This is a genomic window from Ruminococcus sp. YE71 (genome assembly GCF_900119155.1).
GTDB lineage: Bacteria > Bacillota > Clostridia > Oscillospirales > Ruminococcaceae > YE71.
This window is the reverse complement of sequence record NZ_FPIR01000014.1, coordinates 22,384-39,170: the sequence shown is the minus strand read 5'-3', so window position 1 is coordinate 39,170 and position 16,787 is coordinate 22,384. Positions and strand designations below refer to the sequence as shown.

The 16,787-nt window shown below is 50.7% G+C and carries 13 protein-coding genes and 1 pseudogene; 12 read left to right on the top strand and 2 right to left on the bottom strand.

The features are described 5' to 3' along the window. Window positions 1-4 precede the first annotated feature (4 nt). Complete coding sequence (locus tag BT142_RS12945; RefSeq protein WP_072418613.1) at window positions 5-778, bottom strand: hypothetical protein; 774 nt, start codon at window positions 776-778, stop codon at window positions 5-7. Between the two features lie 259 nt (window positions 779-1,037). Here BT142_RS12945 and BT142_RS12940 point away from each other — a divergent pair, with 259 nt between their 5' ends. The 11 genes from BT142_RS12940 to BT142_RS12890 all read left to right on the top strand — a co-directional run bounded on the left by BT142_RS12940 (window position 1,038) and on the right by BT142_RS12890 (window position 12,734). After that, the gene (locus BT142_RS12940; protein WP_072418612.1) at window positions 1,038-2,780 is read left to right on the top strand and encodes a putative bifunctional diguanylate cyclase/phosphodiesterase; all 1,743 of its coding nucleotides are present in this window, start codon (window positions 1,038-1,040) and stop codon (window positions 2,778-2,780) included. A gap of 160 nt (window positions 2,781-2,940) precedes the next feature. Next, on the top strand, window positions 2,941-4,002 hold the full coding sequence (locus tag BT142_RS12935) for a transglutaminase domain-containing protein (RefSeq protein ID WP_072418611.1): 1,062 nt from the start codon (window positions 2,941-2,943) through the stop codon (window positions 4,000-4,002). Between the two features lie 14 nt (window positions 4,003-4,016). Beyond that, window positions 4,017-4,787, top strand: coding sequence for a phosphoribosylformimino-5-aminoimidazole carboxamide ribotide isomerase (gene hisA / locus BT142_RS12930; RefSeq protein ID WP_072418610.1), 771 nt, complete (start codon window positions 4,017-4,019; stop codon window positions 4,785-4,787). Window positions 4,788-4,905: 118 nt separating this feature from the next. Then, a complete protein-coding gene (locus tag BT142_RS12925; RefSeq protein WP_072418609.1) occupies window positions 4,906-5,976 on the top strand; it encodes a D-alanine--D-alanine ligase family protein in 1,071 nt (356 codons plus the stop codon). 15 nt (window positions 5,977-5,991) lie between these two features. Beyond that, window positions 5,992-6,825: a glutamate racemase gene (murI, locus tag BT142_RS12920; RefSeq protein ID WP_072418608.1), complete on the top strand. Its 834-nt coding sequence runs from the start codon at window positions 5,992-5,994 to the stop codon at window positions 6,823-6,825. Window positions 6,826-6,846: 21 nt separating this feature from the next. Beyond that, entirely contained in the window at window positions 6,847-7,263 is a 417-nt protein-coding gene (locus BT142_RS12915; RefSeq protein WP_072418607.1) for a YwiB family protein, read from the top strand. Window positions 7,264-7,413: 150 nt separating this feature from the next. Continuing rightward, window positions 7,414-8,094 carry a response regulator transcription factor gene (locus BT142_RS12910; protein WP_072418606.1) on the top strand — a complete coding sequence of 227 codons (681 nt, stop codon included), beginning with the start codon at window positions 7,414-7,416 and terminating at the stop codon, window positions 8,092-8,094. Further along, the gene (locus tag BT142_RS12905) at window positions 8,087-9,418 is read left to right on the top strand and encodes a sensor histidine kinase (protein ID WP_072418605.1); all 1,332 of its coding nucleotides are present in this window, start codon (window positions 8,087-8,089) and stop codon (window positions 9,416-9,418) included. The genes BT142_RS12910 and BT142_RS12905 overlap by 8 nt, the downstream gene beginning before the upstream one ends. 34 nt (window positions 9,419-9,452) lie before the next feature. Then, window positions 9,453-10,247: an HAD family hydrolase gene (locus BT142_RS12900; RefSeq protein ID WP_072418604.1), complete on the top strand. Its 795-nt coding sequence runs from the start codon at window positions 9,453-9,455 to the stop codon at window positions 10,245-10,247. Between the two features lie 4 nt (window positions 10,248-10,251). Continuing rightward, window positions 10,252-10,935 (top strand): response regulator transcription factor, encoded by a 684-nt coding sequence (locus BT142_RS12895; RefSeq protein ID WP_072418603.1) that lies wholly within the window; start codon window positions 10,252-10,254, stop codon window positions 10,933-10,935. A 47-nt stretch (window positions 10,936-10,982) separates the two neighbouring features. Beyond that, on the top strand, window positions 10,983-12,734 hold the full coding sequence (locus BT142_RS12890; RefSeq protein WP_072418602.1) for an Rqc2 family fibronectin-binding protein: 1,752 nt from the start codon (window positions 10,983-10,985) through the stop codon (window positions 12,732-12,734). An 80-nt stretch (window positions 12,735-12,814) separates the two neighbouring features. Here BT142_RS12890 and BT142_RS12885 read toward each other — a convergent pair. Continuing rightward, window positions 12,815-14,089: pseudogene (locus BT142_RS12885) on the bottom strand (recombinase family protein). 1,079 nt (window positions 14,090-15,168) lie between these two features. On the opposite strand from BT142_RS12885, the gene BT142_RS12880 reads away from it, so the two are divergent. Beyond that, the gene (locus BT142_RS12880; RefSeq protein ID WP_072418601.1) at window positions 15,169-16,269 is read left to right on the top strand and encodes a dockerin type I repeat-containing protein; all 1,101 of its coding nucleotides are present in this window, start codon (window positions 15,169-15,171) and stop codon (window positions 16,267-16,269) included. The last annotated feature ends 518 nt before the right edge of the window (window positions 16,270-16,787 follow it).

Below are 16,787 nucleotides of genomic sequence, written 5' to 3'. Positions count from 1 at the left end.
TCTTTTATTTTTCGCGTATGACAGTCAGCACGTTCGAGACGCGCCCGACGATACGCCCGTATATTCCGCGGTCGGCGGTGATGTGTTCGTAAAGCTCCTCCGCGTCGATGAAGTACTTCTTCCCCCAGGATGACACCCGATACAGCACCATCTGCCTGCCCGTGTCGGCGTTCTTGCAGACGACCGCACCCGTGATGGTGACGTAGTGGTTCGAGGTCGAGTTGGTGCGCTGAAAGCGGCAGGGGTCGGCGCTGTCGCGTGAGTACAGGGGCAGCTTGTGGCTCTTTGAAGGTCCCACCCCGAGAATCACGGGCTTGTCCTCGGCGAGCGCTTTCGATATGATGCGGAAGCATCTGCGGTCGGGCAGGGGAGCGTTCCGCTCGGAGCGCCTCATCGGCACGGGAATCAGTTTCGCCGTGAGTTTGCTGCCTGTCCGCGCAAAATATCCTTTCAGGAGCTTACCGCTCCTGCCGTCGATGCTGCATATCTCGAACTTCCTGCCGAGGATGCCGCCCAGCATCCTGAGGCGGATGTTGTCGCTGTTGAACCCGTTTACATATTTCAGATACTCTTCTTTCGTGAGCCTGTTCCTGCCCGAGAGGTACAGCGAGATATCCGCCATCGCGATAAGTCCGCAGCCCGTTTTCCCGATAAGCTCGCCGAATTCCGACTGATTACCGCCGTAGAGCGGCCTGCTTCGGCTGCCGACCCGAACGTATTCCGAACGGAGATAAACCTTTTTTTCGCTTCCCGATACTATGTAAAAGCCGTCTTTCATGCCGTTTCACCTCTGTACAATTATACCACAGAGCCATGCGTTTTGTCAATCGTGTGCCGTCTGCCGTGAAAATCCGAATGTCAGGATATGCCTTCGGTGTTATTTTTTGCAATATTGCCAAACAAACCGACTATTTGAATTTTCAGTGCAAACATTAACAGAATATTCACACACCTTATTTGACAATGTGCTATAATTAAAACAAAAGTTAATTAAATGGAAAATTTATTTCATAATTGCTTAAAGAGGAGGCTTCTATATGAATGCTCAGGTTTCGGATATGAATGTGGGCGGTATCATCCCCGAAGGGCTGCCCGGCGGTTTTTTTGTATACGAAGCGTCTGAAAAAGAAAATATCATTTTTGCGGATATGAACGTAGTTCGTCTCTACGGCTGTGAGACCTATGAGGAATTCCTTGAATTCGTCGGCGGTTCTTTCACGGGCATGGTACATCCCGATGATCTTCACAAGATAGAGAACGAGATACAGGCTCAGACGATCTTCGGCGAAAAGCGCCACGACTATGTGCGCTACCGCATCGTTAACAAGCAGGGCGAGACAAGGTATATCGAGGATTTCGGACATCTTCTGCACAGACTCGGCGGAAAGGGCTATTTCTATGTGTTCATCGTTGACGTTGACAAGAACGAGTTCTTCAACCGCAGCAGGAATTCCTATGCCGAAGCCGAGATACTCGCGCAGAATCAGGAGACCGACAGGCTCACGGGGCTGTTCAATATGTCCTTCTTCTATTATAAGGTGCAGATGCTCCTTTCCGCGCCCGACAGTTACCGCAAGAACTACTCGATAGTTTATTTTGACATCCCGAATTTCAAGCTCTATAACGAACGCCACGGCTTCAAGCTCGGCGACGAACTGCTCTGCGACCTCGCAAAGCTCCTGCGCGACGAGTTCAAGGACGGCACGGTAGCGCGTTTCTCGGACGACCACTTCTTCGTCTTTGCCAACGGCACCCGCGAAGAGATAGTCATCAAGATCGAATCTGTCTACAAGCGGCTCCTGCTTTCGGAAGACCCCAACAAGAAAGTCCGCATCAAGGCAGGAATGTACTTCCTCGACGGCAGAAGCTCCGAGATAGGCCTTGCCTGCGACCACGCAAGGCTCGCCTGCAACAGCATCAAGAGCCGTCACGATGTTATCTTCTGCATCTACGACGAGATGCTCCGCGAGAAGCTCCGCCGTCAGCAGTACGTGGTCGATCATATCGACGAGGCGATCGAGCATGAGGATATAAAGGTCTACTATCAGCCTGTCATCAGGGTCGAGACAGGGGAGATATGCGGCTACGAAGCGCTCGTCCGCTGGTCGGATGAGAAGTTCGGTCTGCTGTCGCCCTCGGACTTCATCGAGACTCTTGAACAGTTCCATCTCATACACCTGGTCGACAGATACGTTGTCGGCAAGGTCTGCGACGATCTCCGCAGTCTTATAGAGAACGGCGAGCCTGCCGTTCCCGTTTCCATCAATATCTCCCGTCTCGATTTCGAGCTTTGTGATATCTTCGCGATCATTGAGGAGATACGCCACGAATACGGTATTCCCAGAGCCATGCTCGACATCGAGATAACCGAAAGCGCACTGAACGATAACGTCGGCTACATCAAGAGCGAGTGTGATCGTATGCGCAGGATGGGCTACCATATCTGGCTCGATGACTTCGGAAGCGGCTATTCGTCGCTGAACACCATCGCGGAGTACGATTTCGATGTGCTCAAGCTCGACCTTCTGTTCCTGCGCAGTCTTTCCACCAATTCCAAGACAGGAACCCTCATGACCTACATAGTAAACGGTGCGAGAGACATGAATCTCGACCCCCTCTGCGAAGGCGTTGAGAGCGAGGAACAGTTCGAGTTCCTGAAAAAGATAGGCTGCGAACGCGCACAGGGCTTCTACTTCGGAAAGCCGATGCCCATGAACGAGACCAGAGCCTACACGCGCTCCAAGGGTCTGAAGTGGGAACAGCGCAGCTATGTTGACTGATGATATACCGTGATTTTTCCAGCTCCCGTTCGTCGGGAGCTGTTTTTGTCCGAGAAAATACGGCCGTCGGAGTATCTTTTTATGTCATTTTACTTGACACATCGGCAAAAATGCTGTATAATAAACATATATCGCCTTTTTGACGGATAAGGAGCAACAGATGAAGAAAATAACTGCGGTCATCGCCGCTTTGATAATGCTCTCGGGCTGTGCAGGCCAGAAAACCGATGACAGCTCGGAGAAAACTGTCACCAAAACAGAAACAGAAACTACAGAAACCGAGACCGTGACCACAGCCGAAACAGTTACAACGATCGAAGCCGTAACCTCCGTGGACTCTTCGTCAGCTGAGGACACCTCATCTGACATTGAAGAAGCTAAGAAGAAGGAATTCGAGCCTTTGTATGACATCACGCCGATGCTCGACGCCTTCCGTTCGGGAGACCGTTCGCGGCTCGATGAGTTCGAGACCGAGGCTCTTGAAAAAGCCGAGCGCGTCATTTCCGAGGTGGTCACTGAGGATATGGACGACTATCAGAAAGAGCTTGCAGTTCATGACTGGCTCATCGCCGAGTGTACCTACGACCCGGGTGAACTCCGCGTCATCCCGAAGCGGACAGAGCACAGCGACGAACCCTACGGAGCGCTCGTTCTCGGAAAGGCTATCTGCGCGGGCTACAGCACTTCGTTCCAGCTCATGATGAGTATGCTCGGCATCCCGTGCGTCCTCATCCATTCGACGGATGTGGAGAATGAAGAACACGCATGGAACGCAGTTCAGCTCGACGGTGCATGGTACTATGTTGACGTAACGTGGGACGACCCTGTTCCCGACAAAACGGGCAGAGCCATCACTCACGAGTGGTTCAATGTTTCCTACGATTTTCTTTCCGAAAGACACGTCATGACCGAGGACTGCCCTCAGACCGAGAGTTTCGCGAACAGCTTTGAGATACGTGAAGCCACCGAGCTCGAAAGCATCGAACAGCTCGCAGATGCGGTCAATAATGCGGTCTCGCGCAATTACGACACTGCCGTTCTGCACATCACCGACAGCTCGGTCATAGAAGGAAAATACCGTCTCACGAAAGAATGGATGTTCTGGAATGAAGACGTTGTCGCTTTATTAAAAGAAGGCACAGGGCGTTCACGCAACCCCGTTGTTCGCTCGAAGCTGACAAAAATAGATGATGAAGAATACGTCGTACTATATATTAACTGAACCAAGGTGGAAATATGAGATTTCGTCCATGTATAGACATACATAACGGCAGAGTAAAGCAGATAGTCGGCTCGTCCCTCAGAGACGAGGGCGACAGCGCGAAGGATAATTTCGTTTCCGAGCAGGACGGCGCCTTCTACGCCGACCTGTACAGACGTTACGGTCTGTCGGGCGGCCATGTGATAATCCTCAATCCTGTCGGGAGCGAGCATTACGAAGCCGACCTCGAACAGGCAAGGCGCGCGCTCGGCACTTTCAGCGGCGGATTGCAGCTCGGAGGCGGTGTTACCCCCGATAACGCACAGATGTTCCTTGAAATGGGTGCTTCACAGGTCATCGTCACGAGCTATGTTTTCAAGGACGGCAGAGCCAACATGGAGCGGCTTGAAAAGCTCACGGCTCTGGTCGGGAAAGAACATCTTACCCTTGACCTCAGCTGCAAAAAGACCCCCGATGGCGAGTATTTCGTCGTCACCGACCGCTGGCAGAAAATGACCGAACTCCGCTTCTGTGAGGAGACCCTTGAAAAGCTCTCGGGCTGCTGCGCGGAATTCCTTGTCCACGCGGCGGATGTTGAGGGCAAACAGCACGGCATCGAGGAGGAGGTCGCACGTATCTGCGGCAGCTCGCCGATACCATGCACCTACGCAGGCGGCATAGCTTCGATGGAGGACATAGAGCTCCTGAGAAAATGCGGCGGCGGAAAAGTTGACTTTACTGTGGGTTCGGCGCTTGACCTTTTCGGCGGAAAACTGAGCTTTGAAGAACTCGCAGGAATAAAATAACACGGATATCATTAAATATGTAATAAGGTATCTGAAATAAGAAACACTTGCTGACGGCTGAAAGACCGCTTGTTTCTTCTTTCAGATATCTTATTCGGATAAAAGAGGAGTAATAAGTATGGCAAAGAAGAAAGTTGCCGTTATATTCGGCGGAAAGTCGAGCGAGCATGACGTTTCAAACGTCTCTGCGGCACACGTTATCAGAAGCATCCCGAAGGATGAGTTCGAGGTCATCTGCATCGGCATCACCAAAAAGGGACATTGGGTAAGATTCATCGGCAGTGTTGACGATATCGCATCGGGCGCGTGGGAACGCGACTCCGACAACGTCCCCTGCATCATGTCCCCCGACCCCCTGCACAAGGGCTTTATCCTGCTGGAGGCGGACGGCACTTACGCAACCCTCAAAGCCGATGTCGTTTTCCCCGTGCTGCACGGAAAGAACGGCGAGGACGGCACTATCCAGGGTCTTTTCGCCATGAGCGAGGTGCCTTTTGTCGGATGCGATATGATATCCTCCGCAAACTGCATGGATAAGGAACTCACCCACATCGTGCTCGGTTCCTCGGGCGTGAAGATGGCGAAGTACATTTCCATGCGCTACAGCGACATCTCGAAGGTCGATGAGTTCATCGCGAAGGCTGAGAGCGAGCTTACATATCCTATGTTTGTAAAGCCCTGCTGCGCAGGTTCTTCAGTGGGCGTTTCGAGATGCACGAACGCTGCAGAGCTCAAAGAGGGCATCAAGAAGGCATTCCTTTCCGACAGGAAACTGCTTATCGAGCAGGGCGTGAACGGCATCGAGTGCGAGTGCGCCGTTATGGGCAACGATGACCCCTTCGCTTCGGCGGTCGGCGAGATAAAGAGCGCGAACGTCGGTTTCTACGACTTCGACTCAAAGTACAACGACGCCTCTTCCGAGACGATAATTCCCGCCGCTATCAGCGAGACCGCTTCTCAGCGCATCCGCGAGACCGCCGTCAGAGCTTACAAGCTGATGGGCTGCTCGGGTCTGTCGAGAGTCGATTTCTTCCTCTGCGACGGCGACGAGCCTGTGCTCAACGAGATAAACACCCTTCCCGGTCATACTCCTATCAGTATGTACCCGAAGCTGATGGAGCATGAGGGCATCCCCTTTGAAGAGCAGGAGCGCAGACTTATCGAACTTGCTCTCGAAAACAGCGATTGACAGGTGGCATATCAGATGATAGATACATTATACGGAGACCTTTCAGAGGGTGCGATAGGCGTTTTCGATTCAGGTGTGGGTGGGCTCACCTGTGTTAAGGAGCTTATCAGACTTATGCCTCACGAGGATATCGTCTACCTCGGCGATACCGCGAGAGTTCCCTACGGCACGCGCAGCCGTGATACCATCGTCCGCTACGCAAAGCAGGACGTGGGTTTCATGGAGAAGCATAACGTAAAGCTGCTGCTCGTCGCCTGCGGTACCGTTTCGTCGGTCATCGCGGATGACAACATCTTCGAGGGTACGGGGATAAGCTGCTACAGCGGTGTCATCATCCCTGCCTGCGATGCAGCCTGTGAAGCTACCCGCAACAATAAGATAGGCGTTATCGCGACCCCAGCGACTATCCGTTCGGGAAGATATGAGCTGGAGATAAAGCGCCAGTGCCCAGACATCAGCGTTTTCTCGAATGCCTGTCCTCTTCTCGTGCCGCTTGCCGAGAACGGATACACCGCCCTCGGCTGTGAACCTGCCGAGTTCTTCGTGAAGGAGTACCTCACACCTCTCAAGGAACAGGGCGTGGATACGCTCATCATGGGCTGTACCCACTATCCGCTGTTCGAGAATGTTATCAGGAAGTTCATGGGGGACGATGTCACGCTCATCTCTTCGAGCGGCGTCACCGCCGAGATGACATACGAAGCGCTCAAAGCACAGAACGCGCTGAAACCCGACTCCCACAAGGGTAGGGTAGAGCTGTTCTGCACCGACAGTGTTCAGCTTTTCAAGGAAAATGTCAGCAGATTCCTGGGCGATGCCGAGTGCGAGATCGCGCAGTGCAAGCTGTAAAGGAACAGAAAAGAGGTTCTTATGGGACTGACCGATAAAATATTCAAGCCAGCCGTTTTCGAGCTTGAGACAAATTCGGACGGCAACGTCGATACCGTCAAGGGTGACTGCCTTTACAGACTCGTGACGGGCGGTTTTGAGCTTATCTACAAAGAAGAGGGCTGCGAGACCCGTGTCAAGCTGACCGCCGAGAACGTCGAGTTCGAGCGCAAGGGCGAGCTCAGCTACAAGATGCTCATTCTTCCTCAGCAGACGACTTCCACCGTCATGAACACCGCCTACGGCAAGATGGAACTCAGCGTCAAGGGCGAGGATATGCTCTATATGCCGATGCAGCATGGTTTTGACGCCGTTTTCCGCTACTCACTCATGAACGGCTCGGGCGGAAGCACTCACATGACCATCGCACTCAGAGTGAAATACAACAGACAAAAATGATGTCACGGCCTCTCCGTATCCTTGCGGAGGGGTCTTTGTTCTGCGGGGACGGATGCAAAAATTGACAGCAGTCGTTGACTTTGGCGGCGTTTTGTGCTATAATCAATGTAGTATGCGATGCTTTACGGACAACGACCAAAGGAGTTTTCTATGAGATTATTACTCGCAGAGGATGAAAAGGAGCTTTCCAACGCGCTTGCGGCTGTGCTCAAGCATAACAATTATTCAGTCGATACGGTGTACAACGGCAAGGAAGCCGTTGACTATGCTCTCGCAGGGAATTACGACGGCATCATCATGGATATCATGATGCCCGTGATGGACGGTCTCGAAGCCCTCAGAGAGCTGAGAAAAAGGGGCGTGAGCCTTCCCGTGCTGCTCCTGACCGCCAAGAGCGAGCTCGAAGACAAGGTCACGGGTCTTGACGCGGGCGCTGATGACTACCTCACCAAGCCTTTCGCCATGAGCGAGCTTCTTGCGAGAGTCCGCGCCATGACAAGGCGCATGGCACAGGATGCCGCCCCCTCGAACGAGATCAGCTTCGGCGACCTCACCCTCAACCGCACGACATTCGAGATAGCGGGTCCCAAGGGCAGGGTCCGTCTCGGCAACAAGGAGTTCCAGATGATGGAGTACCTTATCTCGAACCCCCATCAGCTCATCTCCACCGAACGTTTCATGGAAAAGGTGTGGGGCTACGATTCCGAGACCGAGATAAACGCCGTCTGGGTACATATCTCCTACCTTCGCCGCCGCCTGAATTCGGCAGGCTCGAAGGTCACCATCAAGGCTTCAAGAGGCAGCGGCTACAGCCTCGAATACGATGCTTAAAAAGCTCAGCCTGCGCTTTTCGATAGCGGCGATAGGCGCACTGTTTGTGATAGAGCTGCTGATGATACTGCTCATCAACGGCCTGAATTACCGCTCGATGCTTGAACAGACCGACAGGCTTTTGCAGATGATCTGCGACAACGGCGGCAGTTTCCCCGAACCTGTCATGATGTTCGACAACCAGTTCAAGCCCTCGGATAAACCTTCCTCAAAACCCGATCAGGCATACGGCTCGCAGAATGCCGCATCAGCTTTCGGCGGCAATTATCAGGAGTTCAAGAACAGACGTGATGAACGCGCCGACAAGGAGCTTCGATATGCGACCCGATATTTCACCGCGACTGCCGATGCGAACGGCGAGATAGTCAAGCTCGATACGGGGCATATCGCCAGCGTCAATTCGGATCAGGCGGAGAAATATGCCCTTGACGTTCTGGCAAAGAACGACGACAAGGGCTTTTACGACAACTTCGGTTTCAGATGGCAGACGGTCACGAATCCCGACGGCACGCGGCTTGCGGTGTTCCTCGACTTCTCCAACTCTGCCGAGGGTCTGATCCGCATCGGCGAGCTCTCGCTGGCGATAAGCGGGGGACTGCTGGTGGTGTTCTCGCTTATCATCGTGCTGGTGTCGAAGCGTGTGGTGCGCCCCGTCATCGTCAACAGCGAGAAGCAGAGCCGCTTCATAACCGACGCGGGTCACGAGCTGAAAACGCCCCTCGCGATAATCCGTGCCAATACTGAGGTCATCGAAATGACATCGGGGGAGAGCGAATGGACGCGTTCGACCATAAATCAGACCGACCGACTCAGCGACCTGCTGGGACGTATGCTGATGCTCGCGAAGTCGCAGGAGAGCCAGCGGTTCAGCTTCGCCGATGTCGATCTTTCAGCCCTCGCAAGGGAACAGACCGATAATTTCATGACCTACTGTTCGGCGGAAGGCAAGCCCCTTGAGACCGAGATAGCGGAGGACGTCCACATCAGCGGCGATGTGAAGATGCTCGATATGCTCATCTCCACTCTGCTCGAAAACGCCGTCAAGTACGGAAAGCCCGACAGCCCCATCAGTTTCCTGATGACCGCGTCGGCAAAACACGTCCGCATAAAGATCACGAACCTGTGCACCGACCCGCCGATGGGCGACCTGACGCTGCTGTTTGACAGGTTCTACCGCGGCGACTCATCGCGCACCCGTGAGACGGGCGGAAGCGGCATCGGGCTGTCCATCGCAAAGACCATAACAGACGCTCACAAGGGCAAGATAAGCTGTACCGTTGAGGGCGAGGCTGTTACATTCTGCGTGAAGCTCAACAGAGCCTGAACCGCATTTATTGGGAAAGAAAAAGGAAAAGAATATGAAAAAGATAATGTTTTTTGATGTTGACGGGACGCTCATCCCCGAGGACGGCGACCATGTCGTGCCCGAAAGCACGTTTGAGGCTCTCCGTCTTGCAAGGAAAGCGGGGAATCTGCTGTTCGTCAACACGGGAAGAACGCCCGTGATGGTCGGTGAAAAGATCCGCAGCATGGGCTTTGACGGCTTTATCTGCGGCTGCGGGACGTACATCGAGTGCGGCGGCAGGGAGCTGTTCTACAACAGGCTCAGCAGAGAATTCTGCCTGAGCGTTGCCGAGACGGTGAGAAAATACGACGGCTGCCCTATGTACGAACACCGCGGCGGTATTTTCAGCGACCCGAAAACACGGCGTATCGAGCCCGTCTGCGGTATTCATGACTCCCTCGGCATCAACGGTCTGTCGGATAACCGCACGGTCTACGACGATGATTTCATCTTCGATAAGTTCGTGCTGAGCTTTGACGAAAAGACCGACCTTGAACACCTTCGCCCGAAGATAGAGGAGGATTTCGCGTGGATAGAGCGCGGTGAGACCTTCGCGGAGCTTGTCCCGAAGAATTGCAGCAAGGCTACGGGCATCGACTTTGTCCGCGAGCGTCTCGGGCTGGAGCGCGGGCAGTGCTACGCCATCGGCGACAGTCTCAATGACCTGCCGATGTTCTCGGCGGTCGGCACGTCGATTTCCATGGGCAACGGCGAGATGCTCGCTCCCTACGCCGACTATGTGACCGACGATATCCACGCGGACGGCTTGTACAAGGCTATGGAGCATTTCGGATTTTTTGAGGAGTGAAACGATGAGCACCATTCTGATAATCGAGGACGACACTGATATCAACGATATGCTGCGCCTGCTTCTGCGGCGAAACGGCTACGACACGGTGAGCGCTTATTCGGGGACCGAGGGTCTGCTTGCCCACAGCGGCAGCATCGACCTTATCCTGCTGGACCTCATGCTTCCGGGCAAGAGCGGCGAAGAGATCATCCGCGACCTGAAAGCGAAGCACGACGTCCCGATAATCGTCACCAGTGCCATCCACGATGTCGGCAAGAAAGTCGGGCTGTTCACACTCGGGGCGGACGACTACGTGACCAAGCCTTTCCATAACGAGGAACTGCTTGCGAGGATAGCCGCGAGACTTCGCTCGGGCGTCGGGCAGACTTCCGAACCCGTTTCGCAGAATGTTCTGACCTACAAGGGCATGATCCTTGACGAGGAGAGCTTCAGCGTCACCTGCTGCGAAAAGCCCGTCGAGCTCTCGAAGCACGAATTTCTGCTGCTGAAACTCCTGATGGAGAAGCCGACCCGTACCTGCACAAAGTCGCTCATCTACGATACGGTGTGGGACTATGAGACCTCGGCCGACGACAACACCCTCAACGTCCATATCAGCAAGCTCCGCAAAAAACTGAAAGAATGCGACCCCGACACAGACTACATCGAGACTGTGTGGGGCATTGGATACAGACTGAAAAAGTGAACCGTCTCACCCTGTGAGACCGATAAGACAGGAAAAGGAACGATAAAATGGCATTAGACGGAATATTTCTGAGCCTTGTGCGTGAGGAGCTTGAAGTGCTCCTGAACGGCAGGGTCGATAAAATATACCAGCCCTCCCGCGAGGAGCTGGTCATCGCGATACGCACCCGTGAGGGCGCCTACAGGCTGCTAATTAATTCGGCAGCAGGCACAGCGAGAGTACACCTTACAGCCGAGAGCATCGAGAACCCGAAAACACCCCCGATGTTCTGTATGCTCATGAGAAAAAGACTCGGTTCGGGCAGGCTGACGGCTATACGTCAGGACGGCTGCGAACGAATCCTCTGCTTCGATTTCGACACGGTCAACGAACTCGGCGACCATGAAACGCTGACCCTTGCGGTTGAGATAATGGGCAGACGCTCGAATCTCATCCTCATCGGCGGCGACGGAAAGATAATCGACAGCATCAAGCGCGTCACCCCCGATATGTCGGCGGTCAGACCCGTTCTCCCGGGGATAGCCTACACGCTGCCGCCCCGTGCGCCGCGCCTCAGCCTCACCGACCTCGACAGCGAACGTCTCGGCAAGGGGCTGTCGGTCTTCGGCGCAAAGCGTATCTCGAACGCCCTCGTGCAGACAATCGAGGGTATATCCCCCGTGTTCGCGGACGAGGCTGTTCAGCTCACGATAGGCGATGACAAGGCGGCTTCCGAGCTGACCTACGGCGAGACCGCGAAGCTCTCCGACTGGCTCGAAGAGCAGGGCAGACGGCTCACCGAGGGCAAGCCCCGCTACACCATACTCAGCACCCCCGACGGTCAGCTGAAAGACTTCTGCTTCACCGAGATAACCCACTTCGGCAGCCTGATGAAGCTGACTCACGCCGAGAGCGCCTGCGAACTGCTCGACGTGTTCTATTCACAGCGCAGCCGTTCTGAGCGCATCCGTCAGAAGGCGCAGGACCTGTTCCGCCTGCTGACCTCGCTTTCCGAGCGCATCGCGAGACGTGTCGCGAACCAGCGTCAGGAGCTCGCCGAGTGCGCCGACCGCGAACGCCTGAAGATCATGGGCGACCTCATTATGACGAACCTCTACGCGATACAGAAGGGTCAGACCACCGTCAGGTGCGTCAACTACTACAGCGAGGATCAGTCGGAGCTCGACATCCCCCTCGACCCTCGGCTCACACCCTCTCAGAACGCTCAGCGCTACTACAAGGAGTACCGTAAGGCCGACACTGCCGAAAAAATGCTCCGCGAGCTTATTTCCAAGGGCGAGGAAGAACAGCGCTACATCGACTCGGTGCTCGATTCCCTCAACCGTTCGGAGAGCGATTCGGACATCGACCAGCTGCGCGAGGAGCTTTCCGAGCAGGGCTATCTGCGCAGACGCGGCGGCAGGATAAAAGCCGACCGTCCGCTGCCCCCAATGAAGTTCGTTTCCGACGACGGTTTCACGATACTTGTCGGAAGGCACAACCGCCAGAATGACAAGCTGACCCTGAAAGACTCCCAGAAGCACGATATATGGCTGCATACCCACGATATAACGGGTTCACACACCGTTATCGTGACAGGCGGCGTGACCCCTCCCGACTCGACGATAATGCAGGCGGCGAGGATTGCGGCGTACTGCTCGAATGCGCGTCAGAGCTCGCAGGTGCCTGTGGATTACACGCTGATTCGCCACGTTAAAAAGCCGAACGGCGCAAAACCGGGCATGGTCATCTTCACCGACCAGAAAACGGTCTACGTAAAGCCCGATCAGGCGGAAGCCGAGCGGCTCCGCGTCAAGTAAAAAACAACACCGTCAGGGTAAAACGGGTACTCATAAAGAAGTTTTTATGATTTGAAGATAAGGTTGCGTAACCTCGGCGGTTACGCAGCCTTTCTCTTTTTGTCGTACTTCATACTGTCAGCAACGGCAGTCGTTACAGCAACATCGAAACGATAGTGAATCTCGATCTCCTGAGTGCGATGCCCACTGCTCTTGTCGGGAGCGTGGATGACGATCTTTTCGATAAGTTCGTGCATGATCTCAGGAGTAAGCTCTGTGATATGCTCATACTTCTGTACTGCCTTTATGAAAGCTGTCACATCGGCGGACTTCTGTTCGGCAGTATCAATGTAGGTGGACAACTCTGCTACGGTTGATCTCAGCTTCTTCTGCTCGTCCTCATATCCTGCTGACATCACTGCAAAACGCTCATCAGAGATTTTTCCTGATACATTGTCCTCATAAAGCCGTGTGAACAGCCTGTCAAGTTCAGCAATACGCTTCTCAGCATCTTTCAGCTTTTTCCTGGACTTGGCAAGCTCCGAGGACTGCTTCTGAACGGAATTATCCATCGCTGCCTGCACAAACTCGTCCTCATTCTCCTTGACAAAGGAAATCATCTTGTTCAGTTCACCGAGTATGATCTCTTTCAGAACGATCGTCCTGATGAAGTGAATAGTACAGCCATTCTTATCCTTGGCGTAGGTTCCACATTTCAAATGCTCTTGGTCAGCGGTCATGGTTGTCGCTCGGCACAGATACATTTTCTTTCCGCAGTCCGCACAGTAGACCATACCCGAAAACGGATTGACTTCCTCATGTTTGGTGGGACGGCGTTTGTTCTTGCGAAGCTCCTGCACTAAATCGAACTATTGCTGAGTAACGATAGGCTCATGGGTATTCTCAAAGATAAGCCAGTCCTCTTTCGGGTTATCCACACGTTTCTTGTTTTTGTAGGACTTCACATGAGTACGGAAGTTGACAGTGTGACCTGCATATTCGGGCTTTTCGAGAATACCCGAAATAGTCTCCATACCCCAACGATTAAGATTGGCATTCTTGTGACCGTTATCCCTGCCCTGTGACAGAGCATAAGCCGTCGGCGTAGCAATTCCTTCTTCCGTCAAAATGCGAGCAATCTGCGCCGGATCGTAACCGTCAATGCAAAGATGAAAAATCTTGCGAACGACCTCGGCGGGTTCTTCGTCGATCACCCAAAGGTTCTTGTCCGTTTCCGAATGCTTGTAGCCGTAGATCGGATTGGAAAGATGTTTGCCCGACTGCCCCTTAGCCTTGAAAACGGCTCTGATCTTTTTACTCGTATCCCTGGCGTACCAGTCATTAAAAATATTAAGCGCTACAGATGGATAACCCATAAGTGACCTTTACCGCCCAAAACAAAATAACAACTAAAAAGAGTATCAATCTCCTATAATACGGGAGACTGATACTCTTTTCTTTTTTATATCAACAGTAAGTTTTAGTATCTTCTATTATGATCAAAACAAGATGGCTTAAAAAGCTATAAGTCAAAGTTAAGAAAATACCAACACTACAATTTTTCACAAAATTATTGATTTGACGAGAAAAGCGTAAGATTTCCCGATAATATGCAGTTTTCAAGATGCTGGCTGACGATACTTTTACGTTCCGCTGACGGTCACGCACACTTGGACAGCAGGCTCATGCAGGTACGCTTGCGCTCCATATCGGAATGAATGTAGCGGTTGAGGGTTATGAACCACAACTATAGATACAATAATAGCAGTCCATATTCGATACAAAACATAGCCGCAACTGCATATAACGCAGTTGTGGCTATGTAATTTTACCTGCTATTTTTATCTTAATTATTTGACTTTAAACTTGATAAACCTGCTTGGGAACTGCAAACATTAACCATTCTCGCTATCATTACAGTCTAAGCGAATATTTTTTACTGTAATGTAGCTGAATTTGCAAACTTTATGTTAGCACGATCAAAGTGTATCAGCACCTCTATTCTAAGGTGCATTAGCCATTATAAAATGTATTGGTGTAGTAATATTTAAAAGTATCATTATTTGCGTATTTGAAATCATCTATTTGGTGATTTTTCAAGCACTTTGAAGAATGACCAAAATGCTGTAATATCAAGACTTTTGCCTATTAGTCTGCACTTGAACTTGGTAATTTTAGACATATAACACAGAATCAAATATAAATTTTTTACGTATGAAATTATATATATTGTATTGACATTTTAAATCATATATGTTATAATAAATTCTGCAAATTGTCAATCTTATGGAATTTGCCTTGCCATATTGGCATGAATCTCATTCAGGAGGGTTAAAATGATTCCCAAACAATCAAAAAAACTGAAACGTATCGTTTCGGGGCTGCTATCACTGACCATGATAACAAATATGTCAGCAGTTTTGCCTGCAAATTATGTCAGCAGTTTTGCCTGCAAATGCTGAGGAAGAAAGCGCGCAGGGTACGGAACATTATTCTTTGGTCGGAACAACAAGGTGTTCTTAATTCCAAAGGCGATGTCAACAATGATGGTGCAATAAATGCAGATGATAGGGAGCTTCTGCACAAGTGGCTCGTTCGTCTGATCGGTGACAATGAGCTTGATATGGAAAACGCTGATGTCAACTTGGACGGTAAGGTCGATATTCTAGATCTTGTCGAGTTGAGCAAACTATGCAAACCTGAGTCAGGCTCTTCTGAAGAAGAAACGTTTGATCAGCACATCGGTGAAGATTCGGAGATTCTTTCGGAGATAAACACCGATGATAACGCTTTCAAGGTTTCGCTCGACATAACAGCTTCTGGCGATGTATCGGCTTCGCTCAGCGCATCTGAAAGCGAATATTCAAGTGTTATCGAAAGTGATATGGTGGTTGGCGTTGTTCCTGAATTTGAGTGTGAAGAAGGCACTTCATTCAAAGATGTAGCACTGAATTTTAAAGTTAAAGATGAGAACGACTTCGCTGATACCAACGACGAGGATGCTGCTGTTCCAGAAGATCTTAAAGGCATAAGGAAATACAATGTTTTCAAGTATTTTGATGATATTGGTATGCTCCTGCCTGTCGAAACGACCTACGATGAAATAAACAATACAGTCACTACTCATAAAGATATTTCCAGTGCGAAAACAAAAATTGGTGAAGAAAATATGCGTGCCATAGTAGTTAATAATCTAGGTGCTCATACTTCTTTAATTGCATTTATATTGAGCGATAAGGCTGGAGCCTCTTCTTTATGGTTGGGCATTATTAGTGAAGTTCGAACTACTCCTAATATCAATATGATACTAAAGATAACCAATTATTGGGAGAAGCAAGGCCTAAAAGATGCACTGGATACAAGTTTAAAATCAAGCAGTGAGTTTAACGTGTATCGTTGTGATTATGCAAATACGATAACCGATTTTTGGTATCAGTGGGATACACCTGGATACATATGTAAGGTTGACGATAGCGGAAATTTTTACAAAATAACGCCATATTACATTGATGATAGTGCTATGATTTGTGAATCGTTAGGATGGAGAAAACCATGAAAGAGTTGATATTTCTTCTATTAACATTTTCTTCACTGTTATTATCTTTGCGTAGCAATTATAAACACTATAAAAACCATAATAAGTACAGATATATATTTTTTTCAGATTGTTTTTATTGTTCTTAACATTCTGTGGATTATTAAGACTTTGTTCTCTTTGACTAATTCCTGAATCCACAAAGTTCAATTGACAAATATGAGTAAAAAGCATTGATATTTTGGCACTTTTCAGCACTATCATTATTGTTTTTGACTTAACCCGATGGGTGAACTTTTCAAGAACTTCAAAACAGACATAAAACCCTGTATAGTCATGTTTTTTTCTGCTTTGATGCTTTTGAACTTTGCGGATTCAGGTAATAATAATCAGGAGACCAGCTATGAATAAAAAGAAACATTTTATTATCGTGTGCGTTATATGTATTGCATTGATAAGAATTTTTACACCTTATCTCGGCAAGCCGTTTTTGATTTTTTGTGATAATGATAAGGCGGAGAGTTTTTACCTGTCAAACA